This is a genomic window from Chryseobacterium sp. CBo1 (assembly GCF_001693475.1).
Taxonomy (GTDB): domain Bacteria; phylum Bacteroidota; class Bacteroidia; order Flavobacteriales; family Weeksellaceae; genus Chryseobacterium; species Chryseobacterium formosense.
Genome location: NZ_MAUH01000070.1, coordinates 110,114 through 134,267, shown reverse-complemented (window position 1 = coordinate 134,267; position 24,154 = coordinate 110,114). Strand labels below are relative to the sequence as shown.

Here is a 24,154-nt window from a genome sequence, read left to right as displayed (position 1 = left end):
TTCTCTACATCATCCATAATACTAACTTACTACATTTCGCCAAAATAAAAGCGTGGAACTCAACTTATTGACTAGAGGTACTGGTATACCCGTGTACGATAAGTGAGCCCACGCCGCGGTCGTGAGCTAATATACTTATCTTCTCGTACACATAAAAATTACCAGTTTTCTAGTCGAGAATCTAAGCAATAGCTTCGATTAATATTATTGAAGTATTGCAAAGTTACCATTGTTGTAACTTATATAGCAAATATAAAACATTTTTTCTATTGTAGGTTAATTCGACTACAAAATTTTATTTAAATCTCATCAATTTGTCTATTCAATGTAGATCGAAATGGATAAATTAGATTTTAGAATAGCTTTTGGGAAAAGAATAGAGATTTTTAGAAAAAAGCTTAATTTGAGTTATAGAGAGTTGGCTCAAAAGTGTGATGTTGATCACAGTAACATTAGTAAAATAGAAAAAGGGGAAGTTGATCTTAGGATCTCTACTATTCAGGAGCTAGCCAAAGGTTTAGATGTGCATCCACAAGAATTATTTAATTTTAAATTAAAATAAGAAAATTTTTCCTGAACAATTTTATTCTTAAAAATGGATAAAATACCGAAGAGCGTCGGTATTTTTGTTTTGTAAAAATCATGAGAATAACACGGGGTCCAAAATTTAGTAAGTAGGTTTTTAAATGTTTCTGTTTGCCAATTCTAATTAAAAAAAATGGTCATTTTTAAAGAGCTACAATGCAGAACAATAGAAAGTAATTGGGCTGCACATCAGGTAGAACGACAAATTTGTAAAATCTGGAACATTTGTAAGATGATAATGTTATTTATAACTTAAAGAGCATACGAAATACTACTATTATATTATTTGTATCTCAGTTTTCAATGCTGTTACGCACAGTAGAGATGACCGTGCTAAGAATTCTTCATTTTTGATGAATAAATCTGGAGGATGGAAATTATCATTCGCCTACGATCTTTCTCAGCTAGATCTATGGTAATAGGATAAGGACAGGTTATAACCAACAAGCATCTGACTAAATTAAGAAGGGTAGCCAGACTATCGGAATAAAATAAAGCTGAATTTTTTAAACAACCTGAGTTCGGGATAGAAAATGAAATATAATTTGTAAAAGATGGAAGTGACAAGGTATTACAACTCCAGAGCGATCAAATTTCCTTAATATTCAAATTCACCTCATATTTTGGTGATTCCATCACTACTACCTTACAGATAATCTTTTCCTCCTTCTTCAAAAGGAGTGTTTATTCTCTTACTTGTGGTACTTTTTAGATTCGGAATAGTGGATGTATTTGATTAGTTTTCAATCAAAAAAATGTATTTAGCCATCAACTAATTTTAAACTTTTCTCAACAAAAACATGGCTATCTTCTCAAAATGGATCAATAGTAGCTAAACGTTTGTTTAATTAATTAGGCACACCAAGCCTTTATTATGTAACAAATAGTTTCATGCAACATATTATTATACAGTAAGATAACATTATTTAAAGCTTCAATTTACGAAAAATTAACGAAAATTAATATAAAATTAAGTTAATTGAATTTTTTTTCTAAATTACATCACTGCAAATGCAGTTTTTAGAAGATAAAAGAAAACTATATTAAAAATAAGATTTGTGAAAAACTTTACAACAGTATTAAAAATTGCACCTGCATTTTTATTGGCCAGTTCCATGATGCATGCGCAGACTAAAGACTCTACAACGAAAGAGAAAGCAATCGAGGAAGTTGTATTGATTGGATATGGAAAGCAGAAAAAAACTGATTTAACGGGTTCTGTTACTGCTTTATCAACAGCCGATTTTAATAAAGGTGCTGTAACGACTGCGGAAGGACTTATTAATGGTCGTGCTGCAGGGGTAGTTATTACTCAATCTGGAACTCCTGGTAGTGAGCCGGTCATAAGAGTACGAGGTGGATCTTCTTTGAATGCAAGCAATGAGCCTTTGTTGGTTGTGGATGGTTTGCCTTTAGATGGAGTTTCGTTATCAACTATTAATCCGAATGATATTGAGTCTTTTTCAATATTAAAAGATGCAGCCTCTACGGCAATCTACGGATCTAGAGGATCGAACGGAGTCTTACTTATTACGACAAAAAAAGGAGGTAAAAAATTAAGAGTTTCACTGAACGCATTTACCACTGTAAATACTTTAGCAAAAAAAATTAGAGTTTATAGCGGTGACGAATTCAGAGCACTAATTAGTCAATATGTTCCGGATAAAACAGATCAACTTGGCGCAGCAAATACAGATTGGCAGGATGAAATTTTCAGAACATCTGTTACGAATGATATCAACGCTTCTGTCTCGGGAAGTTTATTTGGAAAAGTGCCAACCCGCTTCTCTGTTGATCACTTAGAAAATACCGGATTACTAATTACTTCGGGTTTTCAAAGAACAACCGGGAACATTGCGATAAGTCCTAGTTTTTTTGATAATCATTTAAAATTTAACCTTACCGGTACTTATTCATATACTTTTAAAAATAATGCAGATGAAGGAGCTATTGGTAATGCACTTTCTATGAACCCAACACAGTCTGTTTTTGAAGAAAACTCTATCTATGGAGACGGATATTATGAAAACAGATTGGGAAATTTTAATTCTACTACGGGAACGTATAATCCCAACGGAGTTTCGAACCCTGTAGCGCAGTTAAGAAACAAGCACGATATCCAGAATTTCAAAAGATTTTTCGGAAATATCAACATGGAATATAAATTCCATTTTTTACCGGATTTAAGATTAATTGCTAATGCAGGTTTGGATAGCAAAGAATTAGATGGTCATGTAACCACAACCAAAAATTCCAGAAACGGGTATTACTCTGTAGCCAATACTTTTGCCTATTACGGGTCAGAATCTTTCTCGGGTGAAAGTTTATTAAACAAAAATGCCAACATACAGTTGAATTATGGCAAAACTTTTGGTCAGTTCAATTTTGATGTGATGGGAGGTTATGAGTATCAAAATTATCATAAAACAAGTTTCTCAAGTGGCAATACATTTTTGTATACTTTAGATCCTGTAAATAATTTCTATAATCCAGACTCTAAACCGGATGTTAATCTACAGGCATTTTTTGGTAGGTTAAATTTAGGATATGCTAATAAATATTTACTTACGGTAAACTACAGAAGAGATGGTTCTTCGCGTTTCAGCAAAGAAAACAGATGGGGTGACTTTGGTGGTGTTGCCGCTGCATGGAAAATTTCTGAAGAAAGTTTCTTAAAAGGGAATTCTACTCTATCTGATCTAAAATTGAGAGCAAGTGTTGGTAAAACAGGACAGCAAGATATTGGTGATTACAGATATGATTACTTCAAAACCTACAATGTTTCTTCAACCTTATTTTATCAATTCGGAAATACATTTTATCAAATTGCAAAAGCCAATGGATATAATGAAAATCTGAAATGGGAAGAAAGTGTAAAGTATAATTTGGGATTAGATTTTGGATTCGCAAAAAACAGAATCACAGGAACATTAGATTTTTATTTGGCAGATACGAAAGATCTACTTTCTGTAGTACCAGAAGGACCATTGGAAAACTTAAGAATTATTGGTCCTAAAAATATTGGTAATTTACAATCTAAAGGAGTAGAATTAGGCTTGGACATCAAGGCCGTGAAAAAAGAAAATTTCACCCTGAATTTCAATTATAACGCAACCTACAATAATATCAACATTAAAGAACTTGAATTAGATAACATTGATAAAGGTGGTGTTGGCTTAGGTGCATTCATACAAACATTTAAAACAGGTTATTCTCCATATGCATTTAATGTATATCAACAGATTTATGACGGCAATGGTAAAGCAATAGAGGGCGCTTATGTAGACAGAAATAATGATGGTGAGATCACTTCCGCAGACAAGTATATTTTTAAAAAACCGCAGGCAGATGTTACAATGGGCTTCATGACCAACGCAACATTTGGAAAACATATCGATTTCTCGATGGCCTGGAGAGCCAGTATAGGAAATTATGTATATGATCAAATTTCTGCAGACAGAGCACAGCTTGGTAATATTTATAATACTGTAGACCTTACGATTAATAATGCTCCTGTAGATTTTACGAACACTACGTTTTCACAAACATATAAAGAATCTGACTATTTTGTTAAAAACGGAAGTTTTGTAAAATTAGACAATGTAACCTTAGGATATACATTTACTAATTTATTAAAAAACAATGGATCTATCAGGTTTTATACGGGGATAAATAACGTACTCATTATCACAAAATATAAAAATCTCGATCCTGAAGTATTTAATGAAGGAAGAGATGGCTCTATCTACCCAAGAGCAAGAATGTTTACTTTAGGAATCAATGCAAACTTTTAAACTTTAGAAAAAATGAAATTAAATATAGTAAAATTAAGAAACCTGGCTATTGCGAGTGTATTTCTTTTTTCGGCAACATCTTGTCTTAATGATTTGGATGTTACCGTAGATGATGATGAATTGTACACTTCCGAACAATTTTATTCCCAGCCAGAATCTTACAAACAGTTTTTAGCGAAAATTTATGCTGGTTTAGCAGTTACAGGACAAACTTCTCCCAATGGAAATTCAGATTTGGGATTAGAATCTGATGGTGGACCCAATGAAGGTTTTTCACAATACATCAGAGGATATTGGCAGCTGCAGGAACTTACAACTGATGAAGCTATTATTGCCTGGGGGGAATCTGATAATCCAGGGATTAGAGATTTAAACTTCAATACCTGGAATGCAGACAATAAATTCAATGAGGCTTTTTTTGCGAGAATATTTTTCCAGATTGGCTTGGTAAATGAGTTTTTAAGAGAAACTACTGACGAGAAATTATCTTCAAGAGCAGTTTCAGCAGATTTAAAGGCCCAAATCAAGACTTTTCGTGCGGAAGCAAGATTTTTAAGAGCGTTATCCTATTATCATGCTATTGATCTATATGGTAGAATTCCTTTTTCAACTGAAACTGATGTTATTGGTACCGGTGTGAAACCACCTGTACAGCCAAGAGATTATGTTTTCAACTATCTGATAGGAGAATTGAATGAAATAGATGGAGATTTAGCCGCTGCAAAAACAAATGAGTACGGAAGAGCAGACAAAGCTGCTGCCTGGATGCTGAAAGCTAAACTGTATCAAAATTCAAAGGTGTATACTGGCGTAGACAGAAGCACAGAAGCCTTAACAGAAATCACAAAAGTTATTGGTTCGCCATACAAAATTGCTACAATTCCTTATGCGAACTTGTTTAAAGCTGATAATAATAGTAACGGAGCACAAGAAGAGAATATTTTCCCTATCACTTTCGATGGTACTAAGACAAAAACTTACGGCGGAACTACTTTTTTAATTCTCGCAAGCTGTACAAAGCCGGTAGGAGCCACATTGGGAGTAAATGATGGTTGGGCAGGCTTTAGAACCCGTCAGGAATTTATTCAATCTACAGGAAATGATGCCAGAGTCATGAAAGTTTCAGGAAGTACCGATCCTGCGTCTATTGCAGATTATTCTAAATTTGATGAAGGAACAAAACTTATAAAGTTTTCTAATAAGACAGCCGCTGGTGCTAGCGGAAGTGATGGAATCTTTGCAGATGCAGATTTTGCGTTATTCAGAATGGGAGACGCTTATCTCATGTATGCAGAACTAGCTATCGTTAATGGAAAAGGAAGTACAGCAACTGCTTTAGGATACATCAATGCCCTAAGAACAAGAAGTGGTGTTACAAATATCACAATATCGGATATCAACGCCCTTACTTCTACTGATGCCAAAGAAATGTTTATTTTGAACGAAAGAGCTAAAGAATTATATTGGGAAGGTACAAGGAGACAAGATTTAATCAGATTAAATCATTATGCATCTGGATACACTTGGCAGTGGAAAGGAGGAATCCAAAATGGAAATTCAATTTCTCCTACCAGAGCCCTGTTCCCTATTCCGAACAAATATTTGAATATTAATTCAAACTTATCTCAAAACCCCGGTTATTAATTTTTAAAATTTAAATTAATGAAAAATATTATAAAATTTCTTTTCGCAGCGATAGCTATCATGATGGTTTGGTCTTGTGAAAAAGATGAGGATCAGGCTGTTTTATCTTTACAATCTGAGCCTACCCTTAAAGCGAGTGCAAATGCACTTACTTTGACGAGTGCAAATGCAGGTAATAATGCAATAACTTTTACCATAACTCCTGCAGAATATACGCCTGCAGTAGAAATTACAAATGTATTACAGTTTGCAGTTGCAGGTACTAGCTTTGCAAAAGTAAAAGAGGCCGGACTAAGCAATGGAACATTAACTAAAACCTATACGGTATTAGAATTTAATGCTTTAATGTTAAATCTCGGATTAGCTTCTGGTGTAGCTTCTGATGTAGATGTAAGATTGAAAACTACTGTAGGAAAAGGATCTCCTGTTTACTCATCAGTACAGAAAATTTCGGTTAATCCTTATGCATTGATTTCTTACATCTATGCTCCCGGGAAATATCAGGGATGGGATCCGATTACGGCAAATACTCTTGTGTCTCCTACCTCAGATGGAATTTATGTTGGTTACATCAAATTTTTGGCAACTGCAGATAATGGCCTTTCATTCAAAATAAATCCACAGAAAAACTGGGATAATTCGTATGGAACAAACAGCCAGTTCTCGCCAGCGACCACTACAATTCCTATTTTGTATAATGCAGGTGGTGACATCGTAGCTCCGGGACTTGGTTATTATCAAGCTACAGTAAACACGAATACCAATACCCTAAAAATGATTCCTTACCAAATGAGTTTAATAGGATCTGCAACGCCGGGCGGTAATTGGAATACAGACATAGACATGGTTTGGGACAATACTCAGTTGAAGTGGACCGCGACAGCTACTTTTTTAGCAGGGGAATTTAAGTTCAGACTTAATCATGACTGGAGCCAGCCAAACTGGGGAGGTTCTGGTGGAATTGCTTCGACTTCCGGAGCTAATTTAACGATTTCAGCAGGTCAGCACACGGTAACTTTCGATCCGTACGAACTTACATACACCATCAATTAGTAACAATTAATTCTTTAAATCTGTTGCGCTAAAGCAACAGATTTGTTTTACTTTTAAAGTTTATATAAATATCTTTATGAAGAAAATGACAATCGGAGCGTTTTTGCTCTCAATGATGTTTGGAGGTGCCCATGCACAATCTTTAAAATCGCCGGACGGAAAATTTGAAATGGATTTTCAGTTGAAACAGGGCGTTCCTTATTACAATCTTAAATACAATGGTAAACAGGTAGTTGAAGATTCTAAATTAGGTTTGAGAATTTTTAAAGAATCTTCAATAAAATTTGCTTCCGAAATTGCAAAACCTGAAGATGCAAAATTCGATTTAAATAGTGGTTTCGCAAAAACTGATGAAAAGAGAGATTCGAAAAACGAAACCTGGCAGCCGGTTTTGGGTGAAAAGAAAAATTATATCAACAATTACAACGAATTGGCAATCACGCTTAATCAGGCAAGTACAGACAGAAGCATCATTGTGAAATTCAGACTATTCAATGACGGACTTGGATTCAGATATGAGTTTCCACAACAGAAAAACTTAAACTACTTCGTGATTCGTGAAGAAGATTCTGAAATCGATTTTCCTACTGACATGAAAGCCTGGTGGATGGTTGCAGATTACGATTCTCAGGAGTATAAATATCAGGAAACCAAAGTTTCTGAAATTCCTTCAAAATGGTCGCAGGCAGCTGATGCCAATGCATCACAGACCTTAATTAAAAACGCAGTGCAGTCGCCTTTGATGCTGAAAAAAGAAGGCAAAGAACCACTTTACATCAACGTTGCCGAGGCAGCGGTTTTAGATTATCCGGCTTCCCACTTGGAAGTGGATGCTGAGAATTTCAAATTCAAAACCCATCTTACGGCCGACAGACAAGGAGCGAAAGGATATATGCAGACTCCTATGGTTACGCCATGGAGAACAATTATCGTTGCTCCGAAAGCAGAAGACGTGATGGATTCTAAAATGATTTTTAATCTTAACGAACCTACAAAATATACCGACACCTCTTATATCAAACCAACAAAATACATGGGTGTTTGGTGGGAAATGATCATCGGAAAGTCTCAGTGGGCATACGGACAACCGGAATCTAATGTACGTCTAGGTCAGACTGATTTTACAAAGCTGACACCCAACGGAAATCATGGCGCCAACAATACCAAAGTAAAAGATTATATCGATTTTGCCTCTGAAAATGGCTTCCAAGGTCTTTTGATCGAAGGCTGGAACGTGGGCTGGGAAGATTGGTTCGGCCGTTCAAAAGAATACGTTTTCGATTTCATCACGCCGTATCCGGATTTTGATATTAAAATGCTGAATGAATATGCACATTCAAAAGGTATTGATCTGATCATGCACCACGAGACTTCAGGCTCTGCAACCAACTATGAAAGATGGGCAGACAAGGCATTCCAGCTCATGAATAAATACGGTTACAAATCTGTGAAAACGGGTTATGTGGGAGATGTTATTCCAAGAGGTGAACACCATTATTCACAGTGGATGATCAATCATTATTACAGAATCGCTGAAAAAGCCAACGAATACAAAGTAATGGTGAATTCTCACGAATCGGTGCGTCCTACGGGAGAAAGCCGTACCTATCCGAATTACATTTCTGCGGAAGCAGCTCGTGGAACAGAATATGAGGCTTTCGGAGGAAATAATCCGGATCACCAGACGATTCTTCCGTTTACAAGATGGATGGGAGGTTCTATGGATTACACGCCGGGAATTTTCCAAACCAAGTTAGATTACTACTTCCCTGGTGACAAACGTTTTGTGAAAACTACACTGGCAAAACAATTGGCACTTTATGTGACGATGTATATGCCACTTCAGATGGCTGCCGATCTTCCTGAAAACTACAAAAAACACATGGATGCTTTCCAGTTTATCAAAGATGTCGCTGCAGATTGGGATGATACCAAAATCTTATCAGCTGAACCGGGAGATTACGTCATCACCGCAAGAAAAGCAAAAGGTACCGAAAACTGGTTCGTAGGAGGAATTACCGACGAAAACAAACGTGAATACACTGTAGATTTCTCTTTCCTTGAGAAAGGAAAAAAATATGAGGCCGTAATTTATGAAGACGGTAAAGATGCAGATTATATCGACAATCCTCAAAGCTACAATATCTACAAAAAGCAGATTACGAGCAAGTCTAAAATTCCTTTCAAAATGGTAAGAAGCGGAGGTTTTGCAATCTCTATCAAACCTGCGAAATAAAACATTCTTCTCTTTGAAGATAGATTTGGGTGTAGCGATAATTACGGGTAGTTTTATGCTCAATTTCTGTTTTGAGAAGCTGTTTCCCGCTCTCCACTGTATCTTTTTTGTTGCCCGGCTTTTGCCAAAAACAAAAAAGGATGTCGTTGCGATCGGGGCTAACAGACTCCATAAATTCAAACTTTGTCAAGGTTTAAAAGCCCTGACAAAGTTTTTTTTGTAAATTTAAAATCTAAGAAACCGACGGAATTATTTGCAGAAAGTCGGTACTCCGCCAGTGACTACATGAGAAACGTTCTTATATCGGTTTACTAATCTTCATCTAACCTTTATGAAAAAAATATACACCATTTGTGCTTTATCGGCAGCTTCGATTGCTTTTGCACAGATTCAGAAAGTAGAACCCGCATTTTGGTGGAAAGGAATGAAAAATCCTGAAATCCAAATTCTTATTTACGGAAAAGACATCGCAAATAATGAAATAGAAATATCAAACGGAATCAAACCTACAGATATTCAGAAAGTGGAAAACCCGAACTACCTTTTTGTGACTGTCAACACCAACGAGATCAAAGATTCCAGTTTTAAAATCAATCTCAAGAAAGGGAAGAAAAATATTAGTTCATACACTTACGAACTGAAGCAGAGAAAACCCAATTCAACCAACAGAGAATCTTTTACCTCAAAAGATCTCATGTATCTCATTATGCCGGACCGCTTTGCCAACGGTGATGAAAAGAACGATTCACAACCCTATCTCACTGAAAAAGTTAACCGAAGTCTTCCTAACGGTCGCCATGGTGGAGATTTGCGAGGTATTATCAATAATCTCGATTATCTTCAAAATCTTGGAGCTACCGCAATATGGTTAACTCCGGTGAATGAGGATAATGAAAAAGTATATTCTTATCACGGCTATGCCCAGACCGATTTATATAAAATCGACGGACGATACGGAATGAATGAAGAATATCAGGAACTTTCACAAAAACTCAACAAAAGAAATATGATGCTGGTGATGGATTATGTGACCAACCATTGGGGAGTTTCGCACTGGCTCATTAAAGATTTGCCTACAAAAGACTGGATTCACTGGTCTGAAGATGGTGATAAAGGATTCAAACGTTCCAACTATAAAATTACTTCGCAATTCGATTTAAATGCTTCCGAAGCAGACAAAAAATTGGCTTTAGACGGATGGTTTGACACTTCGATGCCAGATATTAATCAAAGCAATCCATTGGTTTTAAAATATTTAACCCAGAATGCAATCTGGTGGATAGAATATGCAGAATTAGGCGGCTTCCGTGTGGATACTTATCCGTACAACGACAAAGAAGCTATGGCCATATGGGCGAAAGCCATCACCGACGAATATCCGAAGTTCAACATTGTGGGAGAAACTTGGCTAAGCTCTGCCGTACAAATTTCCGCATGGCAAAAGGATTCAAAAACGGGAGAGGCTGCGAATTACAATTCAAATTTACCATCGGTTATGGATTTTCCACTGTATGATGAACTTCCGAAAGCCATTAAAGAAAAAGAAGGCTGGAATAATGGGATGAATAGAATTTACAACAGTTTCACCAATGATTTCCTCTATCCAAACATTAATAACGTTCTCGTTTTCTTTGAAAATCACGATACCGAAAGGTGGAATGAAATTTTTAATGATGATCCAAAAGCCTACAAATTGGCGATGACAATGATCTCAACCGTCCGTGGAATTCCTCAGATCTATTACGGTTCCGAAATCGGAATGCGGGGCGATAAAAACAAAGGCGGTGATGCAGATATCCGAAGAGATTTTCCGGGTGGTTGGATATCGGATAAACAAAACGCTTTTAATGTTGCATCTCAAACTTCACAGCAGAAAGAGTTTTACAATTTCACTCAGAAGTTATTGAACTGGAGAAAAAGTAAAGATGTCATCCACAAAGGAAAAACTAAGAATTTCGTTCCACAGAATGATGTTTTTGTATATTTTAGATACAACGAAAAAGAAACAGTTATGGTTGTGATCAATAATAATGAAAAGGAAGAAGTTTTAGATTTAAAACGATTTTCCGAAGCCATAAAATCTTCCACAAAAGGAAAAGAAATCATTACTGAAAAGGAAATTTCACTAAAAGATAACCTAATTGTTCCTGCTAAAACCTCGATGATTATTGAACTCAATTAAACGTCTAAAGTTTAAAAAACATAAAATATACAAAATCATGTCTAAAAAAATAAAACCAAATCTTTCCATGGCTCAGATCATCAACATGAGCATGGGATTTTTAGGAATTCAGATGGCTTTTGGGCTTCAGAATGGTAATGCAAGCCGTATTCTTGGAAATTTTGGTGCAGATGTGCATGAGCTTTCTTGGTTTTGGCTTGTGGCTCCGATTACCGGACTAATTGTTCAGCCTATCATCGGTCACATGGGAGATAACACCTGGAGTCCGTTAGGTCGTAGAAAACCTTATTTCCTGATAGGGGCAATTCTCTGCGCCATTGGTTTGGTTTTACTTCCCAATGCAGCTTCTGCAACACAGATGATGGCTGCTAATGTTCTGCTTTTGGCAGTGATTTTCCTTGCGATGATGGATGCTTCCATTAACGTTGCGATGGAACCATTTCGTGCGCTAGTAGGTGATATGCTTCCAAAACATCAGGGCACGTTGGGATTTTCAATACAGACGATTTTAATTGGAATTGGTGCTGTAATCGGATCTTATCTGCCGGATTGGCTCACCAAATTAGGTGTTTCGAATGTAGCAAAAGAAGGTTTCGTTGCCGATAATGTGATCTATGCATTTTACTGCGGTGCAGTAATTCTTCTGCTGACGATTATTTACACAATCATAACAACGAAAGAATATTCTCCCAAAGAATTTGCCGAGTTTGATGGTGGAAAAGAAATCGTTGAACAACCGTCAAAGTTTTCAGATATCTTTAATGATTTTGCTAAAATTCCGACCATAATGAAAAAGCTGGGAATCGTTCAGTTTTTTTCATGGTTTGCATTGTTTACGATGTGGGTTTTCACAACAAGTGCTTTAGCTACACATCATTTCGGACTTTCTCCCCAAGACACACATTCCGTTGCTTTCAATAAAGCAGGAGATCTTACAGGAAAGTTATTTGGAATTTACAATCTTTGGGCAATTCCTTTTGCGTTTCTTTTAACACCGATTGCCAAACGGATTGGTAAAAAACAAACCCATGCTTTTGCCCTGGCTTGTGGAGGGTTGGGTTTGATCTCAATGTATCTCATAAAAGACATTTCACTGCTCTGGATTTCCATGATCGGATTAGGCTTTGCCTGGGCAAGTATTTTGGCTATGCCTTATGCTATGCTGATTGACGCCATTCCACAGCGAAAAATGGGCGTATTTATGGGGATTTTCAATTTCTTTATCGTTATTCCACAAATCATCAACGGAGTATTTGGTGGTTTAATCGTAAAAGGTGCATTCGGAAATTATGCTATGGGCTACGTAGTTGTAGGAGGAATTTGTATGCTTTTGGGTGCTGCACTCACAATGATTTTCATTAAAACTGATGATTCAAATTCTCATGAAATAGAAGAAGAAATTCAGCAGGTGCATTTTTAGGATGAAAGATTTAAGATTTTATAGGTAGAAATATACTCTTTTCCACGCAACTCATTAATGCTAATTATATAACTGTAGGTTAAAAATAAAACTAGCAAACTGAGAAAAGTATTACAAAAAAATTCACAGATAAAATAGTGTAATATAGTTAGTTCATCATATAAATAGATTGTCGAAAATCAGACAAACAATTCATTTTTCATCTGTGAAATGATTGTTATTCAAAAAATTCACAATCTTTTCCATGTACTAAAGAACCTGTTATTAAATTGATCTTAGCCGAAAGAAGATTAAAAAATAAAATTCAAGCCATAAAACCAACACAAACGATGAATCCTTACTCCGTAACATTTCACACTAGTGAACATTTAATATTCAAGATAATTTCTATTCTTCTCGCCCTTTTTGTGGTTGGAAATTGGATTCATAATTCTCATGTAAAAGTATTTTACGCATAATAGTCGCTGCAACCGGTAGTATTTTGAGATTTTAAAGCATGTAAATTTTGAAATCTTATTTTTTCAAATTACTTTATCAAAATCTCGTATCATTAAACAAAGTTTCATAAATTTACGTAGTATGAGTTTAATGTAACAAATTATGAAAATAGGATATGCACGGGTTTCAACCAAAGACCAAAATTTAGATTTGCAAATTGAAGCCTTAGAAAAAGCAGGTTGTGAGAAAATTTATCAGGAGAAAATTTCCGGTGCAACAAAAAATCGCCCTGAGCTTGACAAGATGGTTGAGCATTTCAGAGAAGGTGATGAACTTTATGTTTGGAGATTGGATCGGTTGGGTAGAAGTTTGAAAAACTTTATTGATCTTGTCTTAAGTTTGAGTGATAGAGGAATTATAATAAAAGGTCTTGTGGATGGTGTAGATACTTCAACTATTAATGGGCGACTATTTTTGAATCTTATGGCTTCTTTAGCTGAATATGAAAGAGAATTAATAAGAGAAAGAACCAACGCAGGATTACAATCAGCCCGAGTAAGAGGTAGACTTGGTGGCAGACCTAAAGGCTACACTGCAGAAACAATTTCTAAACTTTTACTTCTGCGCACTATATATAAAGATGTCACGAAACGTCCTGAAGATATTTATAAACCTTTCGGATTGACTAGGGCCACTTTTTACCGATATGCTAAAATTCTGGATCATCATACAGATGAAGAAATTAAAAAAATGGGAATTAAAAAGTGAAATGTTCGCCAATCCAAAGATAGATTTGACCGAAATAAGACTATGTGAAACTAATAATCAATTCATTAAAATAATATTTTATATTAGTAGCACAAATGGCTTTGCGAATATCATATAGTTTGGATTGACGCAATGCGTAAATTTGGAAGTTGTGTGCAAGGCTAAACGACCTATTCATCCAAACTTTAGCAAACAATTTTTGAAATAGAAATGTAATATATTTACAATTCCAAAATGTTTTAAAACAACACTATTATGGACATTACAAATTTTCCAGAAGATTTATTTGAAAATAACTACACGGACACTTCAGACCTGCAAATTGCTAATTACGAAGTATATAAACATGTTTCCAAAAATAAGATTAACCTAAACAAAAATGTATTCAGTTTTTTGTTGGATGGACAAAAGGACATTCACTTTTCTAATGACATCGTTTCGATAAATCCTGCACAATCCTTACTTCTTGCATCGGGGAATTTTTTAACAACAGAAATTGTAGGGGCAAATAGTTATAGTTGCCTACTCTTTTTCTTTTCTCAAAAAAACATTAATGATTTTTTATTGAAATATGGGCATTTATTTAACCCAAAAGACTTAAATAAAACAACGAACAATAGTCCCTATTTCCTTATCAAAAAAGACAATTTTATTATCCATTTTATTAATTCTATTCAACAAATTTATGGCTTGAATCAAACAATCTCACAAAAGATTCTGGAATTGAAATTTGAAGAAATTATGCTATATCTGGCTGATAAGTATGGGCAAAGTTTTTTTGTTTATCTACATTCATTATTAATCAATGAAAGAGAATTATCTTTTAAAATGGTCATTGAAAAAAATCTGTACACGAGTTTGAATATTGACGAGGTTGCTTTTCTATGCAACATGAGCCTGTCTACTTTTAAGCGGAAATTTTTACAATTATATCAAGAGTCTCCAGGAAAATGGTTTCAACTAAAACGGCTCAACAAAGCCAAAAAATTATTGCTTAATAATGAAGCAACCCCATCAGAAATCTATATGGACTTTGGTTATGATAGCTTATCAAATTTTAGCACAGCCTTTAAAAATGAATTTGGTTACAGTCCAAAAAACATGATGAAAACTTGACCTTTTTTCATAAGTTTTTGAACTAAATAAAAAAGCACCACAAGTTTAAAGGTGCTACATTTGTTAAAACAAAATTGGTTTAATTTAAAAAATAAAAAGACATGAAAAAATTAGGATTATTAGTTCGACTAGAAGCAAAAGCAGGAAAAGAAAAAGATGTTGAAGCCTTTATCACAAGTGCATTGCCACTTGCTAATGAAGAAACGGGTACTATTACATGGTATGCGTTCCGTATTGACGCTTCTACATTTGGCATTTTTGACACTTTTTCAGATGAAGAGGGCAGAGAAGCACATCTTGGTGGTAAGATTGCAAAGGCGTTAATGGAAAATGCACCTGAATTGTTGGCTACTGCACCATCTATTGAGAAATTGGATGTTTTAGCGGCTAAATAAATACACCACAATTATTATAAAATGGCTGCCTGTCAAAGTTCTGTAAAGGAATTTGGACAGGTTGCCTTTGTTTACAAAACAGCTTGATAATAAATTAAGCGTAGAATGACGAAGAAGCCCAGCACACAATAACAAAGGGTTTTGCAATAGTGCGGAGGGAAAGCAAGTTTGAAGATTTCAGATTTGCCGAAGATTAATTTATAATAGAAAAAGTTTGCATTTTTAGCCGCACCATCGCCAATACGTAACCGTTGTGTACAATTAAATTAAAAAAGAGGTGAATTTAGAAGAAATAGTTAGGGCAACCTATGAAGAGGTTAAAAATACAGATGACAAAGGACGATTGGCATCTTATATTCCTGAGTTGGTTAACGTTGATTCGGAAAGTTTTGGAGTATTTATATCAACAATTGACCACACTAATTTTGGTATTGGCAATTTTAACGAAAAATTTTCGATTCAGAGTATTGCAAAAGTACTTTCACTAAGCTTAGCATATAGTATTCTTGGCGAGAAAATTTGGACAAGACTTGGAGTAGAACCTTCAGGAACAGCATTTAATTCTCTAGTTCAACTTGAAGCAGATAAAGGCATACCTCGAAATCCCTTTATAAATGCTGGAGCAATTGTTATTTCAGATATTCTACTTAGCAATCTGAAAAACCCAAAAGAAGAATTTTTATCTTTTATTAGAAGCATTTCCAATAATTCAGAATTAAACTATTCACGCAAAATAGCTGCTTCAGAAAAAAGCGTAGGATTTCGAAATGTGGCATTATGTAATTTCATTAAATCCTTTGGAAATATTGAAAATGAACCCTCAGATGTTCTTGACTTCTATTTTGATCTTTGCTCTCTTGAAATGAATTGCAAAGAGCTTTCAGAATTATTTTTGTTTTTAGCAAACAATGGCTGTAACATATTTGCTAACAATTCGATACTTACCAAAAGCCAATGCAAAAGAATAAATGCACTAATGCAAACTTGTGGCTTATATGACGAATCTGGAGAATTTGCCTTTAAAGTTGGACTTCCTGGAAAGAGTGGTGTTGGAGGAGGGATTGTTGCAATCCATCCAAATCATTATGCGATTGCAGTTTGGAGTCCGAAATTGAATGAAAAAGGAAATTCATATAAAGGGATGAAATTTCTTGAAGAGTTTACAACAAAATCTCAGTTATCGATATTTTGAGATGAAATAGCCATGATTGGAACAAATCACCAACCGAAGATGATATTATAACCAATCTGGCGTATTCCATGTGACCCATAAAAATAAATAATAACACATGAAAACTGTACACAATAACTAAGCTTTCGTTTTGTCCGCAGGACAAGAAATGAAAGCCCGTTGAACGGAAGCTCCGGGAGCTTTTTTGGCCGTCTATGGAGTTTTCGATTTTAGGATTTAGGGTAACAAAGCAGTTTTTTGGAATGACTGCTTTTTTTTGTGGCATTTGGTAGCCTTTATGAGTGGTTTTCTGCAGGTTTTTCTTCGCTGCAGCATATAAATTCCCTTACCCGCAAAGGTTATTTTGCAGACAATGGTTGGATAACGAAAAGAAATTCCTGCGGCGGACCGCGCTGCCCGAAAACAGCAATGGTAATAAGGTTTCCCGCTTTGCAGCAGCGGCATTTCCGGAGCAGCGTTTTGGGTGTTACCTCCGGGATCTTGATCTTTAAATCGGATTGCAGTGCCTGCAGTTTCCCACGCTTCCAGCTGCTGCTCAGGATGCCGTAATGCCGGATCCTTACAAATCTTTTCGGTAAAATATGCATCGAAAACCTCCGGACAAACTCCGTGTTTGCAAGAGTCATTTCCTTTTTTTCGCCGCCTTTGCGGTAATCCTTGTACTCAAAACGGACCTGCTGATCCGTCACTTCTTTTATGCGGTGATTGCTGATGGCGACTTTGTGAGTGTATCTCCCCAAGTACTCGATCACCTGTTTCGGGCCGCCAAAAGGCCGCTTGGCATATACGACCCAGTTCTTGGTGAAGAGTTTCTCCATTAAATCCCGGTCAGTAATTCCACAAGTTCTTAAGGATGCCACAAACTTGGCTCTGAACACTTTGCTCAGCGCTTTTACCGCAAAGAGGTATTTGTTGGTTCTTACTTTCTTTCTCCATTTTCCCTGTATCGTGAGGCCACCACCCGGAACAATGCAGTGCAGATGCGGATGAAGACTCAGGTTTTGTCCCCACGTGTGCAAAACACCAATCATGCCCAGCTGCAGGCCTTCGGTTTTGCCGAACTGGTTCAAAGTGGCCCAGGCGGCCTCAAACAGGATCTTGTAAATAAGTTGGGGCTGGGATATTGCGAGCCCATTCAACTCCTCCGGCAGGGTAAAAACCACATGGTAATAGCTGCAGGGCAAGAGGTCCTGTTCGCGCTTCTGGATCCATTCTTCCCGTTTATGACCCTGGCACTGCGGACAGTGCCGGTTACGGCAGGAGTTGTAACTGATGGAAAGATTTCCGCAACCATCACACGTATCAATATGACCACCCAAGGCAGAAGTCCGGCAGTTGGACAATGCCCGCAATGTCTTTTCCTGATGAACGCTGAAGTTTTGGGATGATAAATTGATTTTGCGAAGAACTTCTGCTACATTCGCACCTTTACTTCGGGCCTGCATTCCTGCTGCATAAAGTAAATACCGTATCCAAAGGACTGTGCGGTTTTTGGTCCGAGAGCTGGCACACATGAAGATATTCCATTGTACTTTCAATACGCTCATGACCCAGAAGTTTCTGCACCATAATGATCGGAACACCGTCTTCCAGCAGATGAGTCGCATAGCTGTGTCGTAGCGTGTGGGTGTGCACCTCTTTGGTGATGCCTGCTTTTTTAGAGATGGTTTTTATTACCCACTGCACGCCACGCTGACTGTAGCGGGAATCGAAATCTTTTCTATTCGGAGCTAAAACATCAATATCTTCGATATTCCTGTTTTGATTGCCATTAAACAGATACTGATTAGGATTCTCAATACTGATAAAGGTTTTCAGTCCACGGATCAAATGTTCCGACAAAGGAACATACCGGTCTTTGCTCCCTTTACCCTGAACAACATGTAACATCTTCCGGTCAAAATCCAGATGCTGAAGTTCGATATTCCTTACTTCCATACACCGCAGTCCACAGCCGTAAATAAGTCCGATGAGCAGTTTATGTTTCAGGAGTTCGGCGGATTGAAGCATACGCCAGATCTCTTCCCGACTCAGGATGACAGGAAGCTTTTTCACTTGTGGAATAGCGGGAAGATGCAGAAAACTATAAGGCAGGCCTTCCGTTTTCAATAAAAAGCGAAGTCCGTAAACGGTGTGTTTAAAGTAAGTTTGGGAAGGAGTTTTGGAGCGTTGCTGCAGTTCAAAAAGATAATCTTTGACCTGTTCGGGATCCAACTCGGTAGGCAGGGTTTTAAAATGCAGTGCCAGGGCTGTCACATGGCGGGAATAATTGTCGAACGTTCTGGGGCTCCTGCCCAAGATCGAAATATTCCTTTCGAAGCGTTGCAGCAGTTCGGCAAAACCACTAACTTCGCTCGAGGCACGGTTCAGAATTTTGTTTACCCTTAACTCCTCCGGAGATTTTTTTTTGAGCCATTTTATAGATTTTTTTTTGTTTAACCAAAGTTAATAAAACAGCGAAGGGAAAAGCTACCGGAGGTTTAGTTCAACAAGGATTTTGCAATAGTGGGGCGAAACTGCAAAGTTCAACGGCAGTTCTTCGGTTCAAATTTTGTTCAAAATTGAAGATTTGTGCTTCGAATGCCCCACCATCGCAAAGGAGCCCCGAAACGTTCTAGATCAAATAAAGTCTCAAAAAACGATTCAATACTTTTTGAATATTAAGATTTATTCTTACATTGTTCGATAAATAATAAAAATATTGTATGAAGTTAAAATGCACTAACAGCGGTTTAATTTACGTCAAACAGACAATTATTGTTAGTATTAAAAGACCAAATTCTTTAGAAGGTGCAAAAGTATTAGGAAAGCCAGTTTTAATAAACGTTTGCAATGTTGTTTTTTTAAGTCACAATAATGATGGAAAAGTTACTTTCTTCATGCAAAATGGTTTTGAAATATCACTTAATATATTTTTCTCGGAAGCTGAGCAGATTTTGAATAGCGCAATGCAAGGCAAAGAAGATGAAATAAATTGATAATAAAAATTAGAAGTAATTGCTTTTAAAACTCCTGTAACACTCAATGAATATCAGAAAACGATGAGAAAAATGATTTGTAAAATTTCGTAAATTTGAATAATGCCTGAAATTTTAAACAATACTATCCATGATTGAAACTTATGAAAATTATATTAACCGTTTTTTTACTTGTTACAGCGATATGTTCCGCTCAAAGTTTGAAATTTGAGAATTCAGAATTTGAAAAAATAGTATTAGCAAAATATCCTGAAATTGACTCAAACAAAAACAATCGTATTGAACAAAATGAAGCTGAAAGTCTGGAAAAACTAAGTTTAATGGAAACAAACTTAACAAATGCAAATGACGTACGGTATTTCAGAAATTTGACCTATTTATCACTTACAATCAACAATATTGAAGAATTTATAATTAAGGATTTTTTTAAATTAGAGAAATTATATATCGCAAGAAATAAGTTGAATAAACTTGAAATTAATAATCTACCATTATTAAATGAATTCGCTTGTGGTTTAAATCAATTAACAACAGTTAAAATTAAAAACTGTCCTAATATTTTATCTTTAAATATGATATTTTTTTCTTAAAAACTGTAGTAATCATAACTTCTCTTCTGCAAAATCTAAAATATTTATAATTGCTTTTTCAATTTTTTTTCTTCCATCATCAGATTTTGTATCTATTCCGCAGAAATGACTTCCATTTGTAGATGCACATAAACTAAGATGGTAAATTCCCGCTTCTAATACAGCGATAATCGCTCTGTATTCTTCAGATTTTTGATGTGATTTTAAAAATAAAGCTTCTCTGGATTTTTCTTTCTGTTCAAAAAGCTTTTTTATTTCTGTTCGATTTTCTGATAGTTGCCAGAGAATAAGTTTTTGAAGTTCCTTATTTTTTCTTAAATCGTTGTATTGACTAAGTAAAGCCAATTTTAGCAACTCATTTCCATGAACTTTCATATCTACATTGGCTGTTTCTTCATCAGCAGTATTCCAGTAATCTTTTGATTTAAGGTATTCATCAATAAGTTTATCCGTACTTCCAAAATATTCATAAATAAGTTTTTTGTCATAACCGGCAACTGCTGCGATTTTACTAACCATCAATCCTGAATACCCTTTTGTTTTCAAAATTTTTCCGACTGCATCTAATAGCCTTTGTTTCGTCTTTCCCTTATCCCTAATTGGTCCCTGAACAATTTTTCTCATTGTATTTGAATTTATTGTGAATGCTAAAAGCAGATTACTTTATTTTTATTTTACTGAAACGATAGCAATAATTTAAATACCCAATAGTTTTATAATTTATAAATAAAGGGTTAAAACAATTCGAGTTTTAACCCTTCTATGTAAAATTTGTGTAAAGGAGTATAAAACGATTCCCTATACAAATATAAAATTTTTAATGAACCGCTGATACATGATACGATAGCAAATTAATTAATTATTGTCAGTGCTGGGGGAATGTCTTTTTAGGTGTTTTACCCAATCTATCTACATTTTAATGATTAATTAATACTAACATCTATATAGTTTATAGCAATTATTTTTAGCAAAAGATTTTACCATTCTCAATTTTTACAGCATCATTAGTTTGCATTTTTTTAATAGTCCTGATTACTGTTTCTACTCTCAATCCTGTCAGATTGGCTATCTGCTGACGTGTTAAAGGAACTTGAAAGGAAAAGGGTTTTTTGCAATTATTATCTCGTTTAAGGATGTTTAATATTGCTTGAATTTTGTTAATTGGGTCTGCCGCTGCAAGATTAAGCATCATAAAGTACTTATCATACAGACAAGATGAAAAGTATTTCAAAAACATAGAAGAAAGATGATCGTTATCTTCTAACAACTTATAAAAGTCATTTTTCCGAAGCTTTAAAATACTACATTGAGTAATAGCAATACCTGTTACATTGTAAGGCTTAGTATTAAAAAGGAATGATTCTGCAAAACATTCTCCCGTTGTCATAATATTTTGAATGAGCTCTTTACCATCATCAAATAAATTTTGCAATCCAACAGTTCCGGTAAAAACCTGAAAATAAAAATTAGGATCTGAACCTTCGGAAAAGATAGTTTCACCTGATTGAAAATCTGAAAAATCTGCTCCGTATTTTAATAAAAGATCTTCACTGATTATCATAACTAAAAAATTAAAGTTTAAATATGGTATTATTAGTTTGTGGTCGAGTCCAAAAACTAAACCATTTTTGCAGTGAATATGATAAAAAATTTTTATTATTACATTTATAAAGTCAATAAAAATATTTTACTTAATAACCATAAATAATCTCAAAAAACGATCAAAAAAATACTTAATTTCTGATTATTTAAAACAAAATATTCGGTTTAACATGTCCTGAAGCTCCCTTAGCAAGAAAAACAACTTTCCGGTTTAATGATTTTGCCTTTTCCAATGCTTTAATTGCTTTCTGACGTTCGATTTCTTTTGTAATACCAGATGTGTTCTCTAAGTTATTCGAATTTTTCATATTTAATGGGATGTTTAAATGACTTACTGTATTATAGCATAAAGCAGACCATTAATAAAAATTATGACGGTTTTGTAGAATAATATTATCTTATATAGTATCTACCTGAGTAAATACACATTTTAGAATATTTAAGAAATAATAGTATAATATTGCAATCTCAAAAAATGATATCTTTAGAATAGGCAATCTAACATCATTTTTGCTGATATATTTTTGATAATGTGAGTATGGATCTAAGTGGAAAGTTTTTATATTTTTGTAACGGTCAGTCAGCTGAAAAGTATAATCTATTTTATTGTAGACAGGTATGAAACTTCCCGAAGAATTTGTAGATGAGTATGTAAAAGAAGTCCTGTACAACACTTCTTTGAGAAATCTCCAAAATGAAGAATGGAAACTCATCGAAGGTTTTGAAAATTATGCCATTTCAAACTATGGGCGGTTAAAGAGCAGAGAACGTTTTATTTCTCTTCCAACAGGACACGATTGGAAGCTGCCGGAGTTAATAATGAAACTAATTTTTGTGAAGCAATCAAATGCTTATCTTAAAAGCAATAGCTATAATGTTCATTGTACCTTATCCCTGGAAGGTAAAAAATATAGAAAATCAGTAGCCCGTCTGGTATATTATCATTTTATAGAAAGGTTTGATTTGAATGACCGGCGCATTACAATTATCTCAAAGGACGGTAACGGACTTCATGTTCATTCCTGTAATTTATTAAAGGTTTCAGCAAGCGAAAGAAGCTTAAGAATATTCACAGGTAATAGAGCAAGAAACCGCCATGTTATCTATCAGCAACCGGTTAATCAATACACAGTAGAAGGTAAATTGGTTTCTTCATTTGACAGTATTTATGAAGCTGCTAAACAAATAGGACAAAGTGCTGAATCTATCATGGATGTTATCCATAAAGAATTTTTGACAGCTGGTGGATTCCGTTGGTTTCTGCAATCCTATATTCCCGAGAAAGCAGATTTTACAGTGAGTGGCCAAGGTGATAGTAAACCTGATGTGTTTAATGTCTCTCTTTGGAAAAAACTGGGAAAACCAAGTGTTGATCATAAAAACCCTCCTGCATGTATGAATATGTCTTTACATGATATGCCGGATGAAGGATGGAAGCCTATTCCTGGTTTCGATGAAAGGTTCTTGATATCTGATAAAGGGAGGGTTAAAAGGACGGAGGGATGGACAGTAGCAGGTAGAAGAATCTTTCTAAAAGAACAAATCTTAGCCCAATTTGTACATACTGACGGAACTCATCAGTCTCTGTACACAATTTTGAACTATAACGGCAAAAAAAAAGCTATTACAATTGCCAAACTTTTATTTTACTGTTATGTAAAAGAATTTGATATATTTGGTCAAACCTTTCTTGTCATAAACAATAATTATCCGTTTTGGAACTTGGATCACAGCAAACTGTCGCTACACTCAATACATTCAGTGCTAAAAGGAAAAATATGAAATCACCTTTTCGCTTTAGGCGCAATGATAATATAAGTAATTGGTCTCAGAAAACGATAGATTGCCAAGACGCAACTCCTTATTAAACTGCGCTATTTTTTTTTGATGATAAGATCTTGGGTGGCATTTGAATTCATATTTATTCAAATTTATCATATAAAAGCACCTAATACTCCTTCGGACATTAACTAACTGCGATTTCGAAGATATCTGCTTCAAGCATCGACAGATTTCTTATTAAGAATAAAAGAGGAAAACGTATCTATACCTGAAAGGGCGTCTGAGATTCTTATCTTTACAACCCTAAATCAACCAGAAGTGCATGCGTAACCCTAAAAAAAGGAGATGATTCCCGGTAATAAAAAACCACCGGGAGCAT

General features: G+C 35.3%; 19 protein-coding genes. 14 read left to right on the top strand and 5 right to left on the bottom strand.

Going from position 1 to position 24,154, the window contains the following annotated elements:
- Positions 1–337 precede the first annotated feature (337 nt).
- The 11 genes from BA768_RS20265 to BA768_RS20210 all read left to right on the top strand — a co-directional run bounded on the left by BA768_RS20265 (position 338) and on the right by BA768_RS20210 (position 16,823).
- Positions 338–562, top strand: coding sequence for a helix-turn-helix domain-containing protein (locus BA768_RS20265; protein WP_065722192.1), 225 nt, complete (start codon positions 338–340; stop codon positions 560–562).
- A gap of 1,081 nt (positions 563–1,643) precedes the next feature.
- A complete protein-coding gene (locus BA768_RS20260; RefSeq protein ID WP_065722191.1) occupies positions 1,644–4,379 on the top strand; it encodes a SusC/RagA family TonB-linked outer membrane protein in 2,736 nt (911 codons plus the stop codon).
- Between the two features lie 12 nt (positions 4,380–4,391).
- Positions 4,392–6,023: a RagB/SusD family nutrient uptake outer membrane protein gene (locus BA768_RS20255; RefSeq protein WP_065722190.1), complete on the top strand. Its 1,632-nt coding sequence runs from the start codon at positions 4,392–4,394 to the stop codon at positions 6,021–6,023.
- A gap of 18 nt (positions 6,024–6,041) precedes the next feature.
- Positions 6,042–7,076, top strand: coding sequence for a SusE domain-containing protein (locus BA768_RS20250; protein WP_065722189.1), 1,035 nt, complete (start codon positions 6,042–6,044; stop codon positions 7,074–7,076).
- Between the two features lie 76 nt (positions 7,077–7,152).
- Positions 7,153–9,312: a glycoside hydrolase family 97 protein gene (locus BA768_RS20245; protein ID WP_065722188.1), complete on the top strand. Its 2,160-nt coding sequence runs from the start codon at positions 7,153–7,155 to the stop codon at positions 9,310–9,312.
- 331 nt (positions 9,313–9,643) lie between these two features.
- The gene (locus tag BA768_RS20235) at positions 9,644–11,494 is read left to right on the top strand and encodes a glycoside hydrolase family 13 protein (RefSeq protein WP_065722186.1); all 1,851 of its coding nucleotides are present in this window, start codon (positions 9,644–9,646) and stop codon (positions 11,492–11,494) included.
- A gap of 37 nt (positions 11,495–11,531) precedes the next feature.
- Complete coding sequence (locus tag BA768_RS20230) at positions 11,532–12,914, top strand: MFS transporter (RefSeq protein ID WP_185114205.1); 1,383 nt, start codon at positions 11,532–11,534, stop codon at positions 12,912–12,914.
- Between the two features lie 600 nt (positions 12,915–13,514).
- Positions 13,515–14,120: a recombinase family protein gene (locus BA768_RS20225; protein WP_065722185.1), complete on the top strand. Its 606-nt coding sequence runs from the start codon at positions 13,515–13,517 to the stop codon at positions 14,118–14,120.
- 255 nt (positions 14,121–14,375) lie between these two features.
- Positions 14,376–15,236: a helix-turn-helix domain-containing protein gene (locus tag BA768_RS20220; protein WP_065722184.1), complete on the top strand. Its 861-nt coding sequence runs from the start codon at positions 14,376–14,378 to the stop codon at positions 15,234–15,236.
- Positions 15,237–15,337: 101 nt separating this feature from the next.
- A complete protein-coding gene (locus tag BA768_RS20215) occupies positions 15,338–15,631 on the top strand; it encodes a putative quinol monooxygenase (protein ID WP_065722183.1) in 294 nt (97 codons plus the stop codon).
- Between the two features lie 277 nt (positions 15,632–15,908).
- Positions 15,909–16,823 (top strand): glutaminase, encoded by a 915-nt coding sequence (locus tag BA768_RS20210; protein ID WP_065722182.1) that lies wholly within the window; start codon positions 15,909–15,911, stop codon positions 16,821–16,823.
- 338 nt (positions 16,824–17,161) lie between these two features.
- On the opposite strand, the gene BA768_RS20205 is transcribed toward BA768_RS20210, so the two are convergent.
- Entirely contained in the window at positions 17,162–18,268 is a 1,107-nt protein-coding gene (locus BA768_RS20205) for an IS91 family transposase (RefSeq protein ID WP_065722181.1), read from the bottom strand.
- Entirely contained in the window at positions 18,252–19,121 is an 870-nt protein-coding gene (locus BA768_RS20200; RefSeq protein ID WP_394363932.1) for a tyrosine-type recombinase/integrase, read from the bottom strand. The genes BA768_RS20205 and BA768_RS20200 overlap by 17 nt, the downstream gene beginning before the upstream one ends.
- 407 nt (positions 19,122–19,528) lie before the next feature.
- Between BA768_RS20200 and BA768_RS20195 the strand changes: the two genes are divergently transcribed.
- Together BA768_RS20195 and BA768_RS20190 are read left to right on the top strand one after the other, a co-directional pair.
- Positions 19,529–19,801: a hypothetical protein gene (locus BA768_RS20195; RefSeq protein ID WP_065722179.1), complete on the top strand. Its 273-nt coding sequence runs from the start codon at positions 19,529–19,531 to the stop codon at positions 19,799–19,801.
- Positions 19,802–19,944: 143 nt separating this feature from the next.
- Positions 19,945–20,391, top strand: coding sequence for a hypothetical protein (locus tag BA768_RS20190; protein ID WP_065722178.1), 447 nt, complete (start codon positions 19,945–19,947; stop codon positions 20,389–20,391).
- Between the two features lie 12 nt (positions 20,392–20,403).
- Here the strand turns inward: BA768_RS20190 and BA768_RS20185 are convergent, their stop codons facing one another.
- The 3 genes from BA768_RS20185 to BA768_RS21385 form a co-directional block, all read right to left on the bottom strand.
- Positions 20,404–21,015: a TetR/AcrR family transcriptional regulator gene (locus tag BA768_RS20185; protein ID WP_065722177.1), complete on the bottom strand. Its 612-nt coding sequence runs from the start codon at positions 21,013–21,015 to the stop codon at positions 20,404–20,406.
- Between the two features lie 340 nt (positions 21,016–21,355).
- The gene (locus BA768_RS20180; RefSeq protein ID WP_065722176.1) at positions 21,356–21,952 is read right to left on the bottom strand and encodes a Crp/Fnr family transcriptional regulator; all 597 of its coding nucleotides are present in this window, start codon (positions 21,950–21,952) and stop codon (positions 21,356–21,358) included.
- A 187-nt stretch (positions 21,953–22,139) separates the two neighbouring features.
- Complete coding sequence (locus tag BA768_RS21385) at positions 22,140–22,301, bottom strand: hypothetical protein (RefSeq protein WP_164463393.1); 162 nt, start codon at positions 22,299–22,301, stop codon at positions 22,140–22,142.
- Between the two features lie 310 nt (positions 22,302–22,611).
- Between BA768_RS21385 and BA768_RS20175 the strand changes: the two genes are divergently transcribed.
- Positions 22,612–23,775 (top strand): NUMOD4 domain-containing protein, encoded by a 1,164-nt coding sequence (locus BA768_RS20175; RefSeq protein ID WP_065722175.1) that lies wholly within the window; start codon positions 22,612–22,614, stop codon positions 23,773–23,775.
- Positions 23,776–24,154: the final 379 nt, after the last annotated feature.